At 71.3% G+C, this 19,300-nt stretch carries 13 protein-coding genes, 4 tRNA genes and 1 other RNA gene; 12 read left to right on the top strand and 6 right to left on the bottom strand.

Annotation, left to right across the window (positions count from 1 at the left end):
- Positions 1 to 4: 4 nt before the first annotated feature.
- The 9 genes from ACFYYH_RS27785 to ACFYYH_RS27745 all read left to right on the top strand — a co-directional run bounded on the left by ACFYYH_RS27785 (position 5) and on the right by ACFYYH_RS27745 (position 7,197).
- Positions 5 to 340, top strand: a complete 336-nt coding sequence (locus tag ACFYYH_RS27785; protein ID WP_388556408.1) for an Lsr2 family protein — start codon at positions 5 to 7, stop codon at positions 338 to 340.
- Positions 341 to 470: 130 nt separating this feature from the next.
- A tRNA-Gly gene (locus tag ACFYYH_RS27780) sits at positions 471 to 542 on the top strand.
- Positions 543 to 610: 68 nt separating this feature from the next.
- Positions 611 to 683: transfer RNA gene (locus ACFYYH_RS27775), tRNA-Gly, on the top strand.
- Between the two features lie 668 nt (positions 684 to 1,351).
- Positions 1,352 to 2,680: a multicopper oxidase family protein gene (locus tag ACFYYH_RS27770; RefSeq protein ID WP_388556405.1), complete on the top strand. Its 1,329-nt coding sequence runs from the start codon at positions 1,352 to 1,354 to the stop codon at positions 2,678 to 2,680.
- Positions 2,681 to 2,839: 159 nt separating this feature from the next.
- Positions 2,840 to 3,805, top strand: coding sequence for an ABC transporter ATP-binding protein (locus ACFYYH_RS27765; RefSeq protein ID WP_388556403.1), 966 nt, complete (start codon positions 2,840 to 2,842; stop codon positions 3,803 to 3,805).
- Between the two features lie 95 nt (positions 3,806 to 3,900).
- The gene (locus ACFYYH_RS27760) at positions 3,901 to 4,734 is read left to right on the top strand and encodes an ABC transporter permease (protein ID WP_388556514.1); all 834 of its coding nucleotides are present in this window, start codon (positions 3,901 to 3,903) and stop codon (positions 4,732 to 4,734) included.
- 137 nt (positions 4,735 to 4,871) lie between these two features.
- On the top strand, positions 4,872 to 6,461 hold the full coding sequence (locus ACFYYH_RS27755; RefSeq protein ID WP_388556400.1) for a sensor histidine kinase: 1,590 nt from the start codon (positions 4,872 to 4,874) through the stop codon (positions 6,459 to 6,461).
- Complete coding sequence (locus tag ACFYYH_RS27750) at positions 6,458 to 7,099, top strand: response regulator (protein ID WP_388556398.1); 642 nt, start codon at positions 6,458 to 6,460, stop codon at positions 7,097 to 7,099. Before ACFYYH_RS27755 ends, ACFYYH_RS27750 begins: the two co-directional genes overlap by 4 nt.
- A 22-nt stretch (positions 7,100 to 7,121) precedes the next feature.
- A tRNA-Gly gene (locus ACFYYH_RS27745) sits at positions 7,122 to 7,197 on the top strand.
- Between the two features lie 48 nt (positions 7,198 to 7,245).
- Here the strand turns inward: ACFYYH_RS27745 and ACFYYH_RS27740 are convergent.
- The 6 genes from ACFYYH_RS27740 to ffs form a co-directional block, all read right to left on the bottom strand.
- Positions 7,246 to 8,148 carry a phosphoribosylaminoimidazolesuccinocarboxamide synthase gene (locus ACFYYH_RS27740; protein WP_388556396.1) on the bottom strand — a complete coding sequence of 301 codons (903 nt, stop codon included), beginning with the start codon at positions 8,146 to 8,148 and terminating at the stop codon, positions 7,246 to 7,248.
- A 206-nt stretch (positions 8,149 to 8,354) separates the two neighbouring features.
- Positions 8,355 to 9,815 carry a N,N-dimethylformamidase beta subunit family domain-containing protein gene (locus tag ACFYYH_RS27735; RefSeq protein WP_388556394.1) on the bottom strand — a complete coding sequence of 487 codons (1,461 nt, stop codon included), beginning with the start codon at positions 9,813 to 9,815 and terminating at the stop codon, positions 8,355 to 8,357.
- Between the two features lie 337 nt (positions 9,816 to 10,152).
- Positions 10,153 to 12,066 (bottom strand): hypothetical protein, encoded by a 1,914-nt coding sequence (locus ACFYYH_RS27730; RefSeq protein WP_388556391.1) that lies wholly within the window; start codon positions 12,064 to 12,066, stop codon positions 10,153 to 10,155.
- 501 nt (positions 12,067 to 12,567) lie between these two features.
- Positions 12,568 to 13,821, bottom strand: a complete 1,254-nt coding sequence (gene purD, locus ACFYYH_RS27725; RefSeq protein WP_388556388.1) for a phosphoribosylamine--glycine ligase — start codon at positions 13,819 to 13,821, stop codon at positions 12,568 to 12,570.
- Between the two features lie 72 nt (positions 13,822 to 13,893).
- Complete coding sequence (locus tag ACFYYH_RS27720; protein ID WP_388556385.1) at positions 13,894 to 16,341, bottom strand: DNA polymerase III subunit gamma and tau; 2,448 nt, start codon at positions 16,339 to 16,341, stop codon at positions 13,894 to 13,896.
- Positions 16,342 to 16,391: 50 nt separating this feature from the next.
- Positions 16,392 to 16,490: signal recognition particle sRNA small type (ffs, locus tag ACFYYH_RS27715), an RNA gene on the bottom strand.
- 72 nt (positions 16,491 to 16,562) lie between these two features.
- Between ffs and ACFYYH_RS27710 the strand changes: the two genes are divergently transcribed.
- The 3 genes from ACFYYH_RS27710 to ACFYYH_RS27700 all read left to right on the top strand — a co-directional run bounded on the left by ACFYYH_RS27710 (position 16,563) and on the right by ACFYYH_RS27700 (position 18,810).
- Positions 16,563 to 16,650: transfer RNA gene (locus ACFYYH_RS27710), tRNA-Ser, on the top strand.
- 148 nt (positions 16,651 to 16,798) lie between these two features.
- The gene (locus ACFYYH_RS27705; protein ID WP_388556383.1) at positions 16,799 to 17,308 is read left to right on the top strand and encodes an HAD domain-containing protein; all 510 of its coding nucleotides are present in this window, start codon (positions 16,799 to 16,801) and stop codon (positions 17,306 to 17,308) included.
- A 146-nt stretch (positions 17,309 to 17,454) separates the two neighbouring features.
- Positions 17,455 to 18,810, top strand: coding sequence for a hypothetical protein (locus ACFYYH_RS27700; RefSeq protein ID WP_388556381.1), 1,356 nt, complete (start codon positions 17,455 to 17,457; stop codon positions 18,808 to 18,810).
- The last annotated feature ends 490 nt before the right edge of the window (positions 18,811 to 19,300 follow it).

The raw sequence follows: 19,300 nt of genomic DNA, 5'->3' as shown, positions 1-19,300 counted from the left end.
ATCCGTGGCGCAGCGCGTAGTGGTCACGCTCTCCGACGACATCGATGGCGGAGAAGCGTCGGAAACGGTCACGTTCGGCCTGGACGGGAAGACGTACGAGATCGACCTCAATCCCGCCAATGCAAAGAAACTGCGCAAGGCCCTGGCACCGTTCATGGCCGCAGGCCGAAAGCAGACAAACGCCAGTAAGCACGGCAAAATCCGCACGACCTACCGGCACACCTCCCTCGCGCCCGATCCGGCGGCCGTCCGCGCCTGGGCCCAGTCCCACAGGATGGAGGTGCCCGCCCGAGGCAGGATCCCCAAGCGGGTCTACGAGGCGTTCCGCGAGGCGAGTTGAGCCACTGACGGCCCGTGGGGCCGGCCGGGCCACGCGACGGCGCACCGAGTTGCACAGCACCCCCACCGATCGGCTAGAGTTTGGACCACGCCGAGGGGCAAGGCCGAAAGGCCGGAACCTCGCCGAGCGTGCGGGTGTAGTTCAGTAGCAGAACGCCCCCTTTCCAAGGGGGAGGCGCAGTGTGCAATTCCTGTCACCCGCTCTGCATCGCTCTTCGGTCCACTCAGTGGATCGGGTAGGGTGATGGTCGCACCGAGCGATCGGTGCGGTGCGGACGTGGCTCAGTTGGTAGAGCATCACCTTGCCAAGGTGAGGGTCGCGAGTTCGAATCTCGTCGTCCGCTCGGAAGTGAAGGTTCCGGCCGAAAAAAAGAGGCCGAGATCTTCGCAGCACGGTGTATCAGTACGTACAGTCGCCCGGCCGGTTTCATCGGCCGGGCGTTTCTGTGTGCGCGGGCCTGCGGGGCACGGGAGCCTGCGGAGCGCGGGGCCGACAGGGCACGGGGTACGCGGCCGAGGGTCGGACCAGGGGCAGCCGGACCAGGCACAGTCGGACCGGGGGCAGTCGGACCGGGGCCAGGCCGCTGATCGGGGTCAGGCCGATGATCAGGGTGTGCGATGAACGGCGGCACACCAGGGCCCGCAAGGGACAAACCACCCCAATCCCTCAGCGGGTCGCTCGCCGTCCCGGCGAATCCCCCGCGCCAGAATGACCGGACGATGCCGCCCCGGCCCGGACTCCACCGGCCATTCCCCTGTTCCGGCGTCGCGTCGAACCGGAGAACCGGAGAACATGATGCGGACTCGTCCCGGCGGGAGCCGGTCCCTTGTCGGGGCGCTCCTCACCGCCCTCGCCCTGCTCTCGGGCTGCGCCGATCACCCCGACGGGACACACCCGAAGCGAGGTCCGGCCCACGCGTCGTCGTCCTCGGTGTCTCCCGCCGTCATGGCTTCGCCGTCACCGCCGCTGACCGCGGCCCGGCCGACCGGCGCCCTCCGCAACCCTCCTGAAGTGGCCAGCAAGAACGGCTCCCTGCGCACGCGCATCGTGGTGGAGCGCAAAAAGGTGCGGCTCGCGGGCAAAGAGCTGTGGGCCCTGACCTACAACGGGCAGTACATGCCGCCGACCCTGCGCATCAAGCCCGGGGACCATTTGCGGCTCGCGATGGTGAACAAGATCGACAAGATGACGAACCTGCATGTCCACGGTCTGCACGTCTCGCCCAGCGGACACTCGGACAACATCTTCGTCATGATCGAACCCGGGGAGACGTTCCACTACTCGTACCAGTTCCCGCGCAATCTCGCGCCGGGAACGTACTGGTACCACCCGCACCCGCACACCCTGTCCGCTCCCCAGACCGCGGGTGGAATGTCCGGGATCATCATCGTGGACGGACTGCGGCGGTATCTGCCGAAGGCGCTGCGGAACATCACCGAACGGGTCGTCGCGCTCAAGGACTTCCAGTGGGTGGACGACCAGATCAAGACCGCGGATCTCAGCATCGGGGCCCCCACCACCCGGGTGGTCAACGGACAGCTCAACCCCGCCATCCACATCCGGCCGGGCGAGACCCAGCTCTGGCGGATCGCCAACATCGGCGCCAACATCTTCTACAAGGTGGCGCTGCCGGGCCACAGATTCCGGGTGATCGCCCGGGACGGGAACCCCGTCACCAAGACCTACTCCGTCGACACGATCGTCATCCCGGCCGCGGCCCGCTACGACGTACTGGTGGAGGGCGGTCCGCCCGGCACCACCGCGCTGAAGACGCTCCCGTACAACACGGGCACCGCCGGCAACCAGTTCCCCGAGGCGACCCTCGCCACGGTCGTCTCGCGGGGGAAGGCCATGACTCCGGCACAGCCCCCCAGCGCCTTCGCGCCCGCCCGGGACCTCGCCAAGGCCAAGATCGCCGCCCGGAGGACGATCACCTACACGGAGAACGCGGCCGGCACCCAGTTCTACATCAACGGCAAGCAGTTCGACCCGAACCGCATCGACTTCACCGGGCGGTTGAACACCGTCCAGGAGTGGACGGTCCGGAACAACAGCGACGAGACGCACACATTCCATGTGCACACGAACGACTTCCAGTTGATGAGCACGAACGGCAGACCCCAGACGTTCTACGGCTACCAGGACACGGTGGACGTGCCGCCGCGCGGGAACATCGTCGTCCGCACCAGCTTCGAGGACTACACCGGCAAGACGGTGCTGCACTGCCACATCCTCAATCACGAGGACAAGGGCATGATGTCCGTCCTGGAGATCGTCGACGGCCCCGCCGCACCCGGCACCCGCAAGGACCCGGCCGCACCCGGGACGCGGAAGGACTGAACTCCCGCCCCACCTGAACTCCCGCCCCACCTGAACTCCCGCCCCACCGCCGGAAGTCCGGACACCCGGCCCTCCGGGTGGACGGTCCATGACATATGTCATCGGCGGCGGTGACAGCGCGCACTGCCGACCGCCCCGGCAGCCCGGAACCCTGAAGACATGACTGAGTCTTCGCTGACCGCACCGCCCGGCACAGAACCGGCGGTGATCGAGGTGGACACGCTACGACGTAGCTACGCCGGCGGCTTCACGGCGGTGGACGGCGTCTCGTTCTCCGTGGCGCGGGGCGAGCTGTTCGCGCTGCTCGGGACGAACGGCGCGGGCAAGACCTCCACCGTCGAAGTGCTGGAGGGGCTCGCCCGGCCCAGCGGCGGCACGGTGCGGGTGCTGGGGAACGATCCGTACACGCGGCGTTCCGCCGTACGCCCCCGTGTCGGGGTGATGCTCCAGGAGGGCGGCTTCCCCTCCGATCTGACGGTCGCCGAGACCGTACGGATGTGCGCGGGCTGCACGAGCGGGGCGCGGCCCACCGGTGAGGCGCTGGAGCTGGTGGGGCTCGGGGAACGGTCCGGCGTACGGGTCAAGCAGCTCTCCGGCGGTGAGCGCAGGCGCCTCGATCTGGCGCTCGCGCTGCTCGGCCGGCCCGAGGTGCTCTTCCTCGACGAGCCGACGACGGGCCTGGACGCCGAGGGGCGGCACGACACCTGGGAGCTGGTACGACGCCTCCGGGACGGCGGCACCACCGTGCTGCTGACCACGCACTATCTGGAGGAGGCCGAGGCCCTCGCCGACCGGCTGGCGATCATGCACCGGGGCCGGATCCAGGTCTCCGGGACCCCGGCCGAAGTGACCTCGACGCGGCCGGCCCGGATCCGTTTCCTGCTGCCCGCCGAGGTTCCCGCCGGGCGGCTGCCGCTCTCGCTGAAGGCCGCGGCGGAGGGACGGCGGGTGGAGATCCGGACCCGGCGGCTCCAGCGGGACCTGGAAGAACTCCTGCGCTGGGCACGGGAGTCGGACGTGGAGCTGGAGGCGCTGGACGCGCGGTCCGCCTCTCTCGAAGAGGCGTTTCTCGACATCGCGGCGCGGAGCGCGGAGACGGCGGACCGGGGGGTGGGGGTGCGATGACGGCGCACGCGGACGGGGACGGGGACACGACGGCGGCGGGCAGGGCGACGGGCGAGGCGATGGGCGGGGAGATGGCCGGGGCGAGGGGCGGGGAGATGGCCGGGGCGAGGGGCACGGCGACGGAAAGGGGGACGGACGTGGGGACAAAGGGGGCGGACGAGGGGACGACGACGGTCGCGGGGCGGCTGGGCGCGCTCGGCAGGGCCGAGTTCACGCTGCTCGGGAGGAACAGGACGGCGGTGTTCGCCGGGCTCTTCGTGCCGGTGGCCATGATCGGGACCACCAAGGCGTCGCTCGGCGGGATCGATCTGGGCGCAACCGGCATGAGCGCCGTCGAGGCCGCGATGTCCGGTGGTGTCGGCATGGTCCTGCTCATGGCCGTCTACTCGAACCTCGCCTCCGCGTACACGGCCCGGCGCGAGGAACTGGTGCTCAAGCGGCTCCGTACGATCGAGGCGTCCGACCGCGAGATCCTCGCGGGCACCGCGCTGCCCGCGGTGGCGCTGGCGTTCGTACAGTCCGTGCTGATGATCGCGGCCGGGGTCGCCTTCCTCGGGGTACGGGCACCGCAGCAGCCGGTGGTGCTGGTCGTCGGACTGCTGGCGGGTCTGGCGCTGTTCACCGCGCTGGCCGCGGCGACCTCCGCGTTCACCCGTACCGTGGAGAGCGCCCAGCTCACGACGATGCCGTTGTTCATGGTCACGATCCTCGGCTCGGGGCTGTTCATCCCGCTGGAGGCACTGCCCGACCGGGTCGCCTCCCTGTGCGCGCTGCTGCCGGGGACCGGGGTCATGACCCTGATCAGGACAGGGTGGCTGGGCGGTGCGGAGGGGTACGACCTGGCGGGGGGCGCGATCGGTGCCCTGGTCTGGACGGCGCTCGCCGTAGCCGCTGTCCGGCGGTGGTTCCGGTGGGAACCTCGACGCTGAGGCGGTGAGGCGGTGAGGCGCTGACGCCGAGAGGCTGACGCGCCGGGACGCTGACGCCGAGAGGCTGACGCGCCGTGGCGCCGAGACCGGTGGCGGGGACCGGCGCCGGGGCGGGGGAAGTGGAGGGAAAGGAAGCGATGTCCAGGTTCACAGGCTGGTGGCACGGCAAGAGCAAGCCGATGAAGGTCGAGATCTACACCCGCTGGTCGTTCTACTTCTTCGCGGCCAGCGAGCTCGTACTGCTCGGCGTCCCGCTGCTGCCCGCCAAGGACGGGCCGGTCGCCGGATGGCTGTTCCTGCTGGTCTGCTGCCAGGCCGCGCTCTGCTGCCCGCTTCAGTTCCGGGCCCTGGACTGGCGTCTCGGCCGGCGCGAACGCCCCGTGCGGCTGGCCCTGGCCGTGGCCGTGCTCTCCGCCGTGAGCACCCTCACCGTCCTCGTCCTGCACAGTTCCGGGGTGATCACGGAAAACATCGAGAACGCACTGCTGCTGTCGGGCTTCGCCACCTTCGGTCTGGCATCGGTCGCCCTGGCCCTGCGCACCCATCGCCAGATGGCGTACGCCGTGCTCGGGACGGCCGGTGGCATCGCGGTCACGACCCTGCTGCTGGGTATGCCCGGCCGGGCCGCTCTCGGCAATGCCGTCGGGGCCGCCATCGGGAGCATGTCACTCGTCTTCGCCTATGTCTTCTCGGCCTGGCTGCTCAAGGCCGTCTGGGACCTGGACGCGGCCCGGGAACTCCAGTCACGGCTCGCGGTCGCGGAGGAACGGCTGCGCTTCGGGCGCGATCTGCACGATGTCATGGGCCGCAATCTCGCGGTGATCGCGCTGAAGAGCGAGCTGGCGGTCCAGCTCGCCGAACGCGGCCGGCCGGAGGCCGTGGCCCAGATGACCGAAGTACAGCGGATAGCGCGGGAGTCGCAGCGGGAGGTACGGGATGTCGTACGGGGGTACCGGGAGGCGGATCTGCACACCGAACTCGAAGGAGCGCGAGGGGTGTTGACGGCGGCGGGCATCGACTGCCTGATCGAGGGGGACGCCGCCCTGCTCGGCCGGAACGGAGCCGGGGGCCGGGACGGAAGCGGAGGCCGGGAGGGAAGCGCGGCGGGCGGTGGCCGGGACGGAAGCGCGGCGGGCGGTGGCCGGGACGGGGGCGGTGGCCGGGACGGGGGCGGGGTCCGCGGTCTTCCGGCCGAGGTCCAGTCGGCGCTGGGATGGGTCGTACGCGAGGCGACCACGAATGTGCTGCGCCACGGGGACGCGCGGAGGTGCACCGTACGGCTGTCGCTGACCACGCGGGACGGGGACCGGAACGGGGACGGGGACGGGAGTCGGAATGTGGACGCGGACCGGAACAGGGACGGGGACGGGGACGGGGACCGGAACAGGGGCGGAGACCGGAACAGCGGCGCGGAGAGCACGCCGGGCACGAGGAGCGGGCCGGGCGTGAAACGTTCGAAGGGCGACAACGCCGGCGGCCGGGAGGCGGTCCTCGTCGTCGAGAACGACGGCGTGCCGGACACGCTCACCACCGCCGACGGCCCCGCGCATCCCGCGCCGACCGGCGGGAACGGCTCCGGTCTCGCCGGGCTGCGGGAACGACTGGCGGCGCTGGACGGCACCTTGGAGGCGGGGCGTACGGGACGCGGCCGCTTCCGGCTGACGGCGCGGGTGCCCCTGCCCGCGCCCGAGCCCCACCCCGCGTCCCCGGAGGTGGTGGCGGCATGACATCCGTACCCGGTCCTGGCGATCCGCGGCGTCGCGTGCGGGTTCTGCTCGCCGACGACGAGCATCTGATCCGGGGCGCGCTCGCCGCGCTGCTCGCGCTCGAAGACGATCTGCTGGTCGTCGCCGAGGCGGCGTCCGGACCCGAGGCACTGGCGATGGCACGGGCACACCGGCCCGATGTGGCCGTTCTGGATCTCCAGATGCCGGGGGCGGACGGTGTGAAAGTCGCCACATCACTCCGTACCGAACTGCCCGGCTGCCGGACGATGATCGTGACGAGTCATGGCAGGCCCGGCCATCTGAAACGGGCGCTGGCCGCGGGCGTACGGGGCTTTGTGCCCAAAACCGTCAGCGCGCGGCAGCTCGCCGAGATCATCCGTACCGTGCACGCCGGAAACCGCTTCGTGGACCCGGAATTGGCGGCCGACGCCATCTCGGCGGGGGATTCGCCGCTGACCGCGCGGGAGGCGGAGGTCCTGGAGCTGGCGGCGGACGGCGCGCCGATCGCGGAGATCGCGGAGCGTGCCTCGCTGTCGCAGGGGACTGTGCGGAACTATCTCTCGTCCGCCGCGTCCAAACTCGGGGCGGAGAACCGGCATACGGCCGTGCGTCTCGCACAGGAGCGAGGTTGGGTATAGTGGCAGTCGCGCCACGGCGCATGCGGACGTAGCTCAGTTGGTAGAGCGCAACCTTGCCAAGGTTGAGGTCGCCAGTTCGAACCTGGTCGTCCGCTCCAGAGGAAGAAGCCCCCGGTCGGTCGACCGGGGGCTTCTTCGTGTCGCCGCTACTGCCAGGTGTTGCCGGTGAGGAGTTCGTACACCTCCACATACCGCGCCCGGGTCGCCTCCACGACCTCCTCGGGCAGCGGGGGCGGCGGCTGCTCGCTCGCGCGGTCCCAGCCGGAGGCCGGCGAGGTCAGCCAGTCGCGTACGTACTGCTTGTCGTACGAGGACTGCGGGTGTCCCGGCTCCCAGGAGTCCGCCGGCCAGAAGCGCGAGGAGTCGGGGGTCAGCACCTCGTCCGCGAGCACCAGCCGGTCCTCGCTGTCGAAGCCGAACTCGAACTTGGTGTCGGCCAGGATGATCCCCCGGACCCGGGCGAGATCACGGGCCAGGCTGTACACGTCGAGGGTCGTCCGGCGCAGCACGGCGGCGGTCTCCGCGCCGACCTGGCGGGCCACCTCCTCGTACGACACGTTCTCGTCGTGCTCGCCGACGGCCGCCTTCGTGGCGGGCGTGAAGATCGGGCCGGGCAGCTCGGAGCCGTCGGCCAGGCCCTCGGGGAGCGCGATCCCGCAGACGGTGCGGGACTGCTCGTACTCCGTGAGTCCGGAGCCGGTGAGATAGCCGCGGGCGACGCACTCGACCGGGACCATGCGCAGCGGCTCGCAGACGAGGGTGCGCCCGGCCCAGTCGGCGGGGGCGCCGGCGGGAAGTTCGGTGGAGAGCACATGGTTCGGTACGAGTTCGGTGAGCCGTTCGAACCACCAGAGCGAGAGCCGCGTGAGCAGCCGGCCCTTGTCGGGGATCTCGGTGGGCAGCACCCAGTCGTAGGCGGAGATACGGTCGCTGGCGACCATCACGAGGTCGCCCGCCTCGTTCCGGTACAGATCCCGCACCTTGCCGGTGTGGATGTGCACCAGACCCGGCACCTGAAGCGGCTCGGGCTTTTCGACGAATCCGGACACGGTTCCTCCCCGTGGTTCTGTCCGATCATGAAGATCGCCTCGATTGTCCCGTACGCGGGAAGTCCCTGCTCGCAGGGGGGTACCGCACACCGGGCATCCGGGACCAGGCACCGGGCATCCGGACGCAGGGCATTCGGGCACCCGGCATTCGGGCACCGGGCATCCGGGCGCCGTCGCGTCAGTCCCGTCGCGTCAGTCCCGTCGCGTCAGTCCCGTTTGCAGATCCGGTCCAGGAGATTGGCGGTCGCGCGCTGGATACGGGGATCGACATGTCCGGGCCGGTCCAGCGCCGGGGACCACGCGAAGGTCCCGGAGGCGAAGACCAGCGCGCCCGACGGAGCACGGTAGAGCGAGGTCTCCTGATGGCGCCGGGCGTTCTCGCCGTCGCGGTACGGGGAGTGCGCGAGCAGGATGCGGTCCTGGTGCTCGGGGAGCGCGGTGCGCGGGAAGTAGCGGTCGGCCTCGCCCGCGACGAGTCCGTCGATCTCGTCGCCCTCCGCCGCGCCCGTGGACTCCCAGAGCCAGTGATCGGCGTTCCGTACGACCATGGGGTGCGGCTCGGGGACCCGGCCCGCGTACTGGATGCCGAGAAGCTGCTGCTCGGGCCGGTCCACCTCGCGCCAGAGGGCGGGGCGCCCGGGGCCACGGCGCTTGCGGCAGGTCAGCAGCCGGTCGGGGACCCCGGAGGCCGAGGGACCCAGCTCCACCTGCCAGTACAGGGTGTTGGCGGAGAGGAAGACGAGGGAGGTGCCCTGGTCGCGGGCCAGCTCGACGGTGCGGCGCATGGGGACGGACCAGTACTCGTCGTGGCCGGGGAAGACCAGACCGCGGTAACGGGTGGGGTCGACACGGCCGGCGTGCAGATCGCGGGTGTCGGCGTAGGCGAGGTCGTAGCCGTACCGCTCGGCCCAGCGGATGAAGTCGTAGGCGTGGCCGACGTGGAGGGGCAGACCCATGCCCGCGTAGGGGCGGTCGAAGGAGACGGTGGTCGCGGCGTCCTGCTCGCCGAGGAGCCGGCCCCGCTCGTCCCAGGCGTGGTAGAGGCTGGCGCCGGTGCGACCGTCCTCCGGATAGAGGTTGTACGCCTGCCAGGTGATGTCGGGGAGCAGGAGCAGCAGATCGGCGGGGTGGCTGTCGCGGACCGTGAAGGGGATGTGGGAGCGGTAGCCGTCCACGGTCGTGAGGACGGCCACGTACGCGCCGAGCGCCCAGTACGAGGGGATCTGGAGGCGCCAGGAGAGCCACCAGTGATGGCAGGAGACCGTGCGGTCGGCGGCGAGCGGCGGCGGCTGGACGATGCCGGAGAGCCGGGGGCTGGTGATGATCTTGCGGGCGCCGTCGCCGCCGTAGTGTCCGATCCGGTAGATGTCCACCGAGAACTGCTGGGGCGGGTCGACGGTGACATGGAAGTCGATCGCCTCGCCGGGGGCGACTCCGCCGGTGGACGCGAAGCCCTTGATCTGACGGCGTACGTCATCGGCGGGGCGGAGGCCGCCGCCGCGGTCGCGCCCCAGGGTCGGATCCGCGTACCAGGGCACGAGCTGGCCGGTGTCGTCGAAGTAGTTCTCGCTGCCGCGCAGCCAGGGCAGCGGGCCCTGGCCGAACGGATCGCTGACCGCGTGGGCGAGAGCGCCCGATTCCCATCGTCGGATCTGGTCCGCCCCCATCGCGCGCCCCTCCTCCGCATCCGCCGTGCCACATCGGGTGGTACGGCTGTTTTTGATACAACCGCCAGCCTCCAGCACATCACACAACGCATGCGGCTCGTCACCATTCGTCGTGATTGATGTTAACGGAACGCCCTGATCCGAATGCGGGGTGTGATAAAGGGGATTCGGCTCGGCGGTCCGGCGCTTCGTCCAGCCGGGCTCGGTCGGAGGAACCCCGCTGGTCAGGGCTCGGCGGGGCCGGGGGCGGGAGCGGGTGGATCAGTGACTCAGGGCTTCGCGGGGCTCGGGCGGGACGGCCGCGGCTCCCACGGCGGCCCCAGGGGCGTGCGGGTCCTCACACAAGACGGACGGGCTTCTCGGGCCGTACACCGAGCGAAACCAGCCACGAGCGGAGGGGCTCCGCGTCGCCTCCCTCGACCAGGCTGAGGACGCGCCCGCCCAGATCGGTGAGGCGTTCGCCGTCGATCAGCAGGGTCGGCCCGTCGAGCCAGTCCAGGCCCGGAGTGGCACCCGCCGTGTCGACGGCCGAGCAGCAGACCATCGCCGTCACATGGTCGGCGAGCAGTTCCCTGCCGGTGCGCGGCGGCTGGAGCGGGGAGAAGGGCAGCGGGTCGGTGCCCCAGAGGGTCACGGAGTCGCCCAGGGCCCCGGGCGGTACGGGAGGGGCGGCAGCCTCCTCGCGGGCCAGCTCGGCGCTGATCCCGGCGGCGAGTGCGTCACCGGTCTCGACATGACCGCCGGTCTCGACATGACCGCCGGTCTCGACGTGATCGCCGGGGCTGCTGTGACCGCCGGGGGCGCTGGGGACGCTGGTGTCATCAGGGCCGCTGGGGACGCCGGTGTCACCAGGGCCGCCGGGGACGGCGTCACCGGGGCCGCGGGTGTCACCGGGGCCGCTGGTGCCGCTCTGGGCGCCCCGGGCCGACAGGTGGTCCATGACCCGGGCCAGTGTGGGGCCTGGTGCCATCGTCGAAGCGCCGGCGTCCGCCGAGCGACGTACTCCCAAACTGTCCAGGACGCGGTGCAGTCTGGCCGCTTCCGTACGCCATTTACGGTCGACGACCTCCTCCGGATACTGCTGCCAGTCCACAGGGGACCAGTCGGGCCCGGCTTCGGCCGGGCCGCCGTGGAAGAGGCGCGCGGCCAGGAGGGACGCCGCCTCGTCCACCGCCCCCGGCTCTTCGAGCAGATCGCAGGCGGGCCGCTCACCGAGCCGGGAGGTGAAGCCCTCGGCCAGACGGTCGCGGCGGGACAGCTCCGTGAGGGCGGACACCACACCCGCGTCCAGACGGGAGGGCCAGCGGCCCATGCGCCAGGCGGGCAGGGCGACCCGGGTCAGCAGCCGGTCCCAGCCGGCGTACGCGAGACCGACCTGCTCCTGGGCGACGATCCGCAGGCCGTAGTCCACACCCTGTGCACGCTCGGACGCGGCCGCCGCGACACCCCGCTCCATCTGCGCGGCATGCTCGCCGCAGCCACGCAGCAGCAGCCGGGCGATCCGGCCGACCAGGCCGAACGCCACTCTCCCTGTCACCCCCCGGCCCGGACGGGCCGCCACGGCGACCGCCGCGTCGAGCCCTCGTACGAAGCGACGGGCGGCGGCTATGTCCGGGTGCGCGGAGGGCCCCGTACCCGCGACGACCGGCGCGAGCACGGCGCGCAGCTCGGCCACCCGCATCCACCACAGGAAGGGCGAACCGATCACGAGGACGGGGGCGGCGGGCATACGCCGTCGGCGGCCGGCGCCGGGGAGGGCGGGCGCGTGCGCGGGATGCGTACGGTCCTCCAGCCAGCTGTCGCAGTCCGGGGTCAGCGCTATGGCGGAGGGGGCGGGCACGTCGAGCCGTTCCGCGAGATCGCGCACGAGCCGGTAGAGATCGGGGGCGGCCGACTCGCTGACGGCCACGGTGGGGCTGAGCGCGGGCCTGGCGAAGGCGACCACGGCGGCGACGGCGGCGGCGAGCAGCAGCACGAGCGCCGCGAAGGCCGACACGGCCCAGAGGGCGACATCCCACTTTTCCCCGTGGAGACGGCCTGTGGCCCCGCCGACGAGCAGAACGACGGCGACGGCCGCGGGCAGCAGGGCCACGGCCAGCGCCCTGCTGCGGACGCGCAGCACGGCGAGAGCCCGCACACGGGCGCCCTGCGCACCCAGCTCGTCACCGATACCGGAGCCGGCACCGGAGCTCGTGCCGGAACCGGAACCGGAATGGGAACTGGAGCTGGAACTGGACCTGGAACCGAACATGGTCGGACTTCACCCCCTCTGCCCCCTGCGCGGCGTTGCCCACTCCCCCACTGTGGCACCCGTCACTGACATCGCAATGCCGATGGGCCAAGTGCCGGAACACATGCGCCGCACCCTAGTTGGACCCCGGCGACCCGTCATCCGGATGGCCCATTCGTCACCCGATGGAATGGCTCTGGTCAAAGCTGCTGACGAACGAGGCCGCGGGCCCTTGATTCGGGGCCCGCACGGCCCTCGTACCGGGTACGGTCCGGCCCCGCGCTGCGCCGATCGGCGGATACCCGGGATGCGGGCGGGCTCAGGGGGCCGGAGGGGGTGGGGGCGTGAGGTGTGGGGGCGTGAGGTGTGGGGGCGTGAGGTGTGGGGGCGTGAGGTGGGGCGCGGTGGGGCGTGGGGCGACGCGGCGGGGCGTAGGGCGACGCGGCGGGGGCTGAGAAGGTGGCCCACGGGGGCCCGTGGGGCGTCGGGCGGTGCCCGACGCCCTGCTTCCTCTCCTCGGCGTCAGGCCTTCGCGGCCTCGCGTGCGATGTCCGTACGGTGCTGCGAGCCCGGCAGGGTGATGCGGTCCACCGCGGTGTACGCCCGCTCACGTGCCTGCGTCAGGTCCTTGCCCGTCGCCGTCACCGAGAGCACACGGCCGCCCGCGCTCACGACCGTACCGTCGTCGCTCCGCCGGGTTCCGGCGTGCAGTACATACGCGTGGGGCGCGTCCTGGGCCGCGATCGCGTCGAGGCCCCCGATCGGGTCGCCGGTGCGCGGTGTGTCCGGGTAGTTGTGCGAGGCGACGACCACGGTGACCGCGGCGTCGTCGCGCCAGGCCAGCGGCGGCAGGTCGGCGAGCGTCCCCTCGGCCGCGGCCAGCAGCACCCCCGCGAGCGGGGTCTTGAGCCTGGCCAGCACGACCTGTGTCTCCGGGTCGCCGAAGCGGGCGTTGAACTCGATGACCCGTACCCCCCGGCCCGTGATCGCGAGGCCCGCGTACAGCAGCCCGGAGAAGGGCGTACCGCGTCGTCGGAGTTCGTCGACCGTGGGCTGGAGAACGGTCTCCAGGACCTCGTCCACCAGTTTGGGCTCGGCCCACGGGAGCGGGGAGTACGCGCCCATGCCGCCCGTGTTGGGGCCCTTGTCGTGGTCGAGCGCGCGCTTGAAGTCCTGCGCGGGCTGGAGCGGAAGGACGGTCTCGCCGTCGGTGATGGCGAAGAGGGAGACCTCGGGCCCGTCGAGGAACTCCTCGATGACGACCCGTTCGCAGGCGAGCGCGTGCTCGCGCGCCTGGGCGAGGTCGGCGGTCACGACGACGCCCTTGCCTGCGGCGAGCCCGTCGTCCTTGACGACGTACGGCGTACCGAAGGCGTCGAGCGCGTCCTCGATCTGCTCGGCGGTGGTGCAGACATAGCTGCGGGCCGTCGGGACGTTCGCCGCGGCCATCACATCCTTGGCGAAGGCCTTGGACCCCTCCAGCTCGGCCGCCTCCCTGGACGGGCCGAAGCAGGGGATGCCCGCGTCGCGTACGGCGTCGGCGACCCCCGCCACCAGCGGGGCCTCGGGACCGACGACGACGAGCCCGGCCTCCAGCTCGGTGGCGAGACGGGCCACGGCCGCGCCGTCCAGCGCGTCCACCGGGTGCAGCTCGGCCACCTCGGCGATACCGGCGTTGCCGGGAGCGCAGTGCAGAGCGGTGACCTCGGGGTCGAGGGAGAGAGAGCGGCACAGGGCGTGTTCGCGGGCGCCGCCGCCGATGACAAGGACCTTCACGGGAGGCAGCCTAGCCCGGAGGGGGCGGCCTTCCGTGTGCGGGCCTTGGAGGGGGCGCCGAACAGCGGACCGCTACTCGTTCGTATATTCCTCCACCACCGTCGCTCCCAGCTCGCGCACGATCAGGTCGTGGCCGGAGAGCGCGGAGTCGACAAGGTCCGGATCGTCCTCCTCCGGAATGTCGTCCTCCGGGGCGACGGGGGGCGGTGGAGCGGGCGCGGCGGGCCGGTTGTCGGAGCGCGCCGGCTCGCCGCGGCCGGGGACGTGGGCGGAGGCCGATCCCGGGGACGCGTGGGACGCGGGTCCGGCCGACGGGGAGGAGCCGTCGGACGGGCCGCCGCGCTGGGCCGGGGACGCGGTGGCGGCGGAGCCGCCCGCCGGGGGACGGCCTCCGTAACCACCGCCGCCGTTGCCGTATCCACCGCCCGTCCCGGGGCTTCCGCCGTTCCCGGGGCCACCGCCGGAGCCTCCGCCGCCGTAACCACCGCTGTTGCCCGCGCTGCCCCCGGGACCGCCACCGCCGGGACCGCCGCCGAAGCCGGCGGCGGGGGCACCTCCGCCGCCGTAACCACTTCCACCGCCGTAGCCGCTCCCGCCCGCGGGGCCACCGCCGTAGCCGCCGCCACCGCCACCGCCGCCGACGCCTCCGGACGGCGGCTGGGAGCCGCCCGAGGGGTCGATGATCGCCTCGACCTTCCACTGCACGTTGAACTGCTCGGCGAGCGCCTGCTTGAGCACGTCCTCGCTGCCGCTGCTGGTGAAGTTGTCACGCGCGCCGGCGTTGATGAAGCCGACTTGGAGCGTCGTCCCGTCGAACCCTGCCACCTGCGCGTTCTGACTGAGCAGGATCCAGGTGAAGCGCCGGCGGTTCTTGACGGCCTCCAGGATGTCCGGCCACATGCTCCGCACCTGGCCCGCGCCCTGGGTCAGCCCCGGACCGGGGCCCGTCCCCGCCGCGCCGCCGGGGGCGGCGGCAGCGGGCTGCGACGGCGCGGCCGGGGTGGCCGGAGACGGCGCGGGGGCCTGCCGGCCGGGCGCGGCGCCCTGTCCCGGTGTCGAGGCGGTGGGCCAGCCGCCTGGACGGCGTCCGGCATCCGGCGCGGCGGCCCCCGGCCACGCCCCGGGGCGCTGCGGCTCGGCCGCGCTCTCGGGTACGGGCGGGGGCGCGGCGACGGGCGGCGGCGGTGCCGCCGCGGGTACGGCCGGGGGGGCGGCGGGCATCGGGGGCGGTACGGGAGCGTGCGCCTCGGGGCCGGGAACGTAACCGATCGCGGGACCCGGACCGGCGCCGGGACCGGCCCCGGGACCGGCCCCGGGACCGCCGGCCGAGAAGGCCGCCCCCTGGGCCGTGACGGCGGCTGCCGCTCCCCGTTCGAGGCGGTCGAGCCGTGCCTGCACCGAACGCTCGTCGTCGAAGGCCGCGGGCAGCAGCACCCGCGCGCAGATCAGTTCGAGCTGGAGCCGGGGCGAGGTCGCTCCGCGCATCTCCGTCAGCCCGGTGTTGACCAGATCGGCCGCCCTGCTCAGCTCGGCGGCGCCGAACACCGACGCCTGGGCGGTCATCCGCTCCACGACATCGGCGGGCGCGTCGATCAGCCCCTTCTCCCCCGCGTCCGGCACGGCGGCCAGAATGAGCAGGTCACGCAGGCGCTCCAGTAGATCGGCGACAAATCGCCGCGGGTCGTTGCCGCCCTCGATGACCCGGTCGACGACCTCGAACGCCGCGGCGCCGTCGCCCGCCGCGAACGCGTCCACGACCGAATCGAGCAGCGAGCCGTCCGTATAACCGAGGAGGGCCGTCGCCATGGGATACGTCACACCGTCCTCGGCGGCGCCCGCGAGCAACTGGTCCATCACGGACATCGAGTCCCGAACGGATCCGCCGCCGGCCCGTACCACCAGCGGCAGCACCCCGTCCGCGACGGGGATGCCCTCCTTGCCGCAGACCTCGCCGAGATACTCGCGCAGCGTCCCCGGCGGGACCAGCCGGAACGGATAGTGGTGCGTGCGCGACCGGATCGTCCCGATGACCTTCTCGGGCTCGGTGGTCGCGAAGATGAACTTGAGATGCTCCGGCGGCTCCTCGACCACCTTCAGCAGGGCGTTGAAACCCGCTGAGGTGACCATGTGCGCCTCGTCGATGATGTAGATCTTGTAACGACTTCCGGCCGGGCCGAAGAACGCCTTCTCGCGAAGATCACGGGCGTCGTCCACACCACCGTGCGAGGCGGCGTCGATCTCGATGACGTCGATCGACCCCGGCCCGTTCCTGGCGAGGTCCTGGCAGGACTGGCACTCCCCGCACGGGGTCGGCGTGGGCCCCTGCTCACAGTTCAGACACCGCGCGAGGATGCGCGCGCTGGTCGTCTTCCCACAGCCCCGCGGCCCGCTGAACAGGTACGCATGGTTGACCCGGTTGTTCCGCAGCGCCTGCTGCAACGGGTCGGTGACATGCTCCTGACCGATGACCTCGGCGAAGGACTCGGGACGATAGCGGCGGTAGAGCGCAAGGGACGACACACCTACGACGATATCGGCCCCCTCCGACATCGCGCCCGTACCACCGCCCCAACGCGAGCGCCCCCCACGCACCCGCCAGAGCCGACCTACCCTTGCTGCCTTCCGGCCCTGGGGGAGTTCAGTCAGATAGCGCCACGTGAGGGGCTGCGCCCACAGTACCCGATCCCCACCCCCCGGAACGAGTTCGCGAGCACGGCTCAGCGTCTTGTATTGTTTGCCGCGGAGGATTCGCCTAGTGGCCTAGGGCGCACGCTTGGAAAGCGTGTTGGGGGCAACCCCTCACGAGTTCGAATCTCGTATCCTCCGCCATTGCTCTCACCGGGCAATACGTCGAAGGGCCCCACCGGTCGCGGTGGGGCCCTTCGACGTTCGTCGTTGCACCAGCGGCGCGGCCATGTCCGGGCGGGCGGCCGTCGGTCCGCTTCCGGGGCGGCCTTTCTGCCCGTACGGTGCAGGTGTGATCGTTTCCCCGCCGCGGCCCATCCTCTTCCTTGACGTGGACGGACCGCTGATCCCCTTCGGAGCGACACGAGAGCAGTACCCGGACGGTTATCCGACGTACGTGCCGCAGGAAGCCGACGCGAATCCGCTGCTGGCCAGGGTCGATCCCGCCCTCGGGTCCAAGTTGCTGGCTCTTCCGTGCGATCTGGTGTGGGCCACCACGTGGGAGTCCGAGGCCAACGAGTGCCTCGCGCCGCTCCTGGGTCTGCCGCAGCTCCCCGTGGTCACGTGGCCGGAGCCCTCCGAGGAGCCCGACCCGTCCGGCCTGCACTGGAAGACTCGCACTCTTCTCGGCTGGGCAGCCGGGCGCCCCTTCGCCTGGCTCGACGACGAGATCACCAACGCCGACCGCACCTGGGCCGAGGTTCACTACCCCGCTCGAACCTTCCTGCACCGCATTGACCACCGTCACGGCCTCACCGTCGCGGACTTCGGCGCTCTTGAGACGTGGTTGCGCGGCAGGTAGCGGTCCTCCCCCAATCGTCGCCAGCAGGGCCGTCGGGTCTGGCCGAATCCCGGCCTGCGCCCTCTCGTGCGTACTTGTTTGCGCTCCCCCGCCCCGTCCTACCGTCCTCCGGCTCACGCCACACGACATCGACGGAAGGGCTGCTGGTGAATGCGGACGAATCCAAAGCCATCGCCGAGATCCTCCAAGAGCTGAGCACCACCTCCCACGTTCAGGTTCGCTCGTCCACCGAACTCGCCGCCCAGGTCACCAAAGCTGCGGCGGACGAGGACGAGAAGCGGATAGAGGACGGGCGGGGCCCGCTTCGCCGACGCACCGACTACAGAGCCGTCCGGGCAGCGCCGCGATCACTGATACTCACACCCTGGCAGGTCATCCACGCCATCGGCCTCGGAGCCGCTTCGGCCCGCCAAGGCGCGGGGCGAGGACTCGCCGAGCACTGGGGCAGCCTGCGCTACAGCCAGGCCCTGGAAACCAACCGAGGCCGTTACCTGCAGCTGTCGTCCGAGGGTCGCGATCTCTTGCGCTTCTACAAGGCCACCCAGTCCGGAGAAATCGGCACCGGCTTCGCCTCGCTGTTGGCCGAGAACGTGGTCAGGTCCCGTTACCCCGACCATTCGGTCTCCGTGATCCCGGCGGACGTCGCTCTGAAGGCCGGCTGGACCCTACGCGGCTCCGGTACCGGCACTCGCCCGGAGCCGCTACAGCGACGGCCCCACTTCTTCGTCGAAGCCTGGCAACCAGGGCAGCCGTCCAAGGTCCTCCTCCTCTCCTCCAAGGGCACCCACAGCAGCGTTCATCAGGTACAGAAGCAGCTCAGTACGGCCAGCGCCCACGTGGAGTCCGTACACATCGGGCCCTACGGCACAGTCCCATACCTGCTCATCGGCACCGAGATCCCCACCACTGAGAGCCTTGCCGTGCACATCCTGGAGGCGCCGGGCATGACCGTCCTCCGCCCGCACGGAGAGACATCAGAAGCCGACCTGGACCTCGCCCTGGAGCAGGGGAACCGTATGGCCGACGTCGTGCGGCCCTCGGACCGAGGAGAGGCGACCGTCCCCGGGTTCCAGGTGCTGCCCGAATCCTTTGCCTGGTTCAGCGTCGTGCTGGCACGGACCGAAGCAGCCACACTCACGGCCTTCACCGGAGGTGGGAAACCCACCGCCCAATACCTGACCAAGGAACAAGGACGACGCCACTTCCAGCACGACGTCCACGCCAACACGGCCGGGCTACGAGATGCGGAGCACCGCATCCACGACATCGACTTCGTCGGTACCGACCACATCTACCGCCTCAATGGCACCCGCATAGAGGCGTTCTCCGGGCTCAAGAGGAGCCTCTACACGCACCTCCACTACGGGCGCGTCAACGAATACCGAAGCGAGGTTCACGCCCTACGAGGGCAGTGGCCGGACCGCAGCACATCAGAGCAGTGGAACGCGGTGTCCATCCGCGCCGACGGAACCGTGATGGCGATCCGTCTCCAGGACGGGTGACCCAGCAGCCAGCGGCAACTGCCGATCGGACCTGGCAGCGCCTACTCGGGGGCACACATAGCTGCAGCGGCTGGTCAAGAGGCGGCAGTGCCAAAGCGGCGGCCTCGGCGGCCCTGCCCCGATGGTCTCAGTTCTGGTCTCGTTCACCCCCGTCCAGCACCGTCCACCGGGCGCCCCGCCTCTCATTCCGGCGCAGGTCAGGACGCCGATGACTCACCCCGGACCCCCGTACGAACATTTGGAAAGCGTGTTGGGGGCAACCCCTCACGAGTTCGAATCTCGTATCCTCCGCCATTGCTCTCACCGGGCAATACGTCGAAGGGCCCCACCGGTCGCGGTGGGGCCCTTCGACGTTCGTAGTTGCAGTTCCGCCCCGGCCTCGCTCACTCCGGGACTCGGTGGACTTTTTGTCGCGGGTCTGGCCCGGGAGCCGAAACCGCCCCAGGAGAAGATGGGACGGATCGCGCAGGTGCGGACCGCGACGATCACG

This window comes from Streptomyces sp. NPDC002018 (assembly GCF_042890865.1).
Classification (GTDB): domain Bacteria; phylum Actinomycetota; class Actinomycetes; order Streptomycetales; family Streptomycetaceae; genus Streptomyces.
The sequence above is the reverse complement of the archived record's forward strand: the minus strand, read 5'-3'. Positions and strand labels throughout refer to the sequence as shown.

Excerpts from the sequence above, each read along its gene's own strand:
- ACFYYH_RS27730 (WP_388556391.1), bottom strand. The coding sequence starts at position 12,066 with ATGTTCGGTTCCAGGTCCAGTTCCAGCTCCAGTTCCCATTCCGGTTCC.
- ACFYYH_RS27735 (WP_388556394.1), bottom strand. The coding sequence starts at position 9,815 with ATGGGGGCGGACCAGATCCGACGATGGGAATCGGGCGCTCTCGCCCAC.
- ACFYYH_RS27755 (WP_388556400.1), top strand. The coding sequence starts at position 4,872 with ATGTCCAGGTTCACAGGCTGGTGGCACGGCAAGAGCAAGCCGATGAAG.
- ACFYYH_RS27760 (WP_388556514.1), top strand. The coding sequence starts at position 3,901 with ATGGCCGGGGCGAGGGGCACGGCGACGGAAAGGGGGACGGACGTGGGG.
- ACFYYH_RS27765 (WP_388556403.1), top strand. The coding sequence starts at position 2,840 with ATGACTGAGTCTTCGCTGACCGCACCGCCCGGCACAGAACCGGCGGTG.
- ACFYYH_RS27750 (WP_388556398.1), top strand. The coding sequence starts at position 6,458 with ATGACATCCGTACCCGGTCCTGGCGATCCGCGGCGTCGCGTGCGGGTT.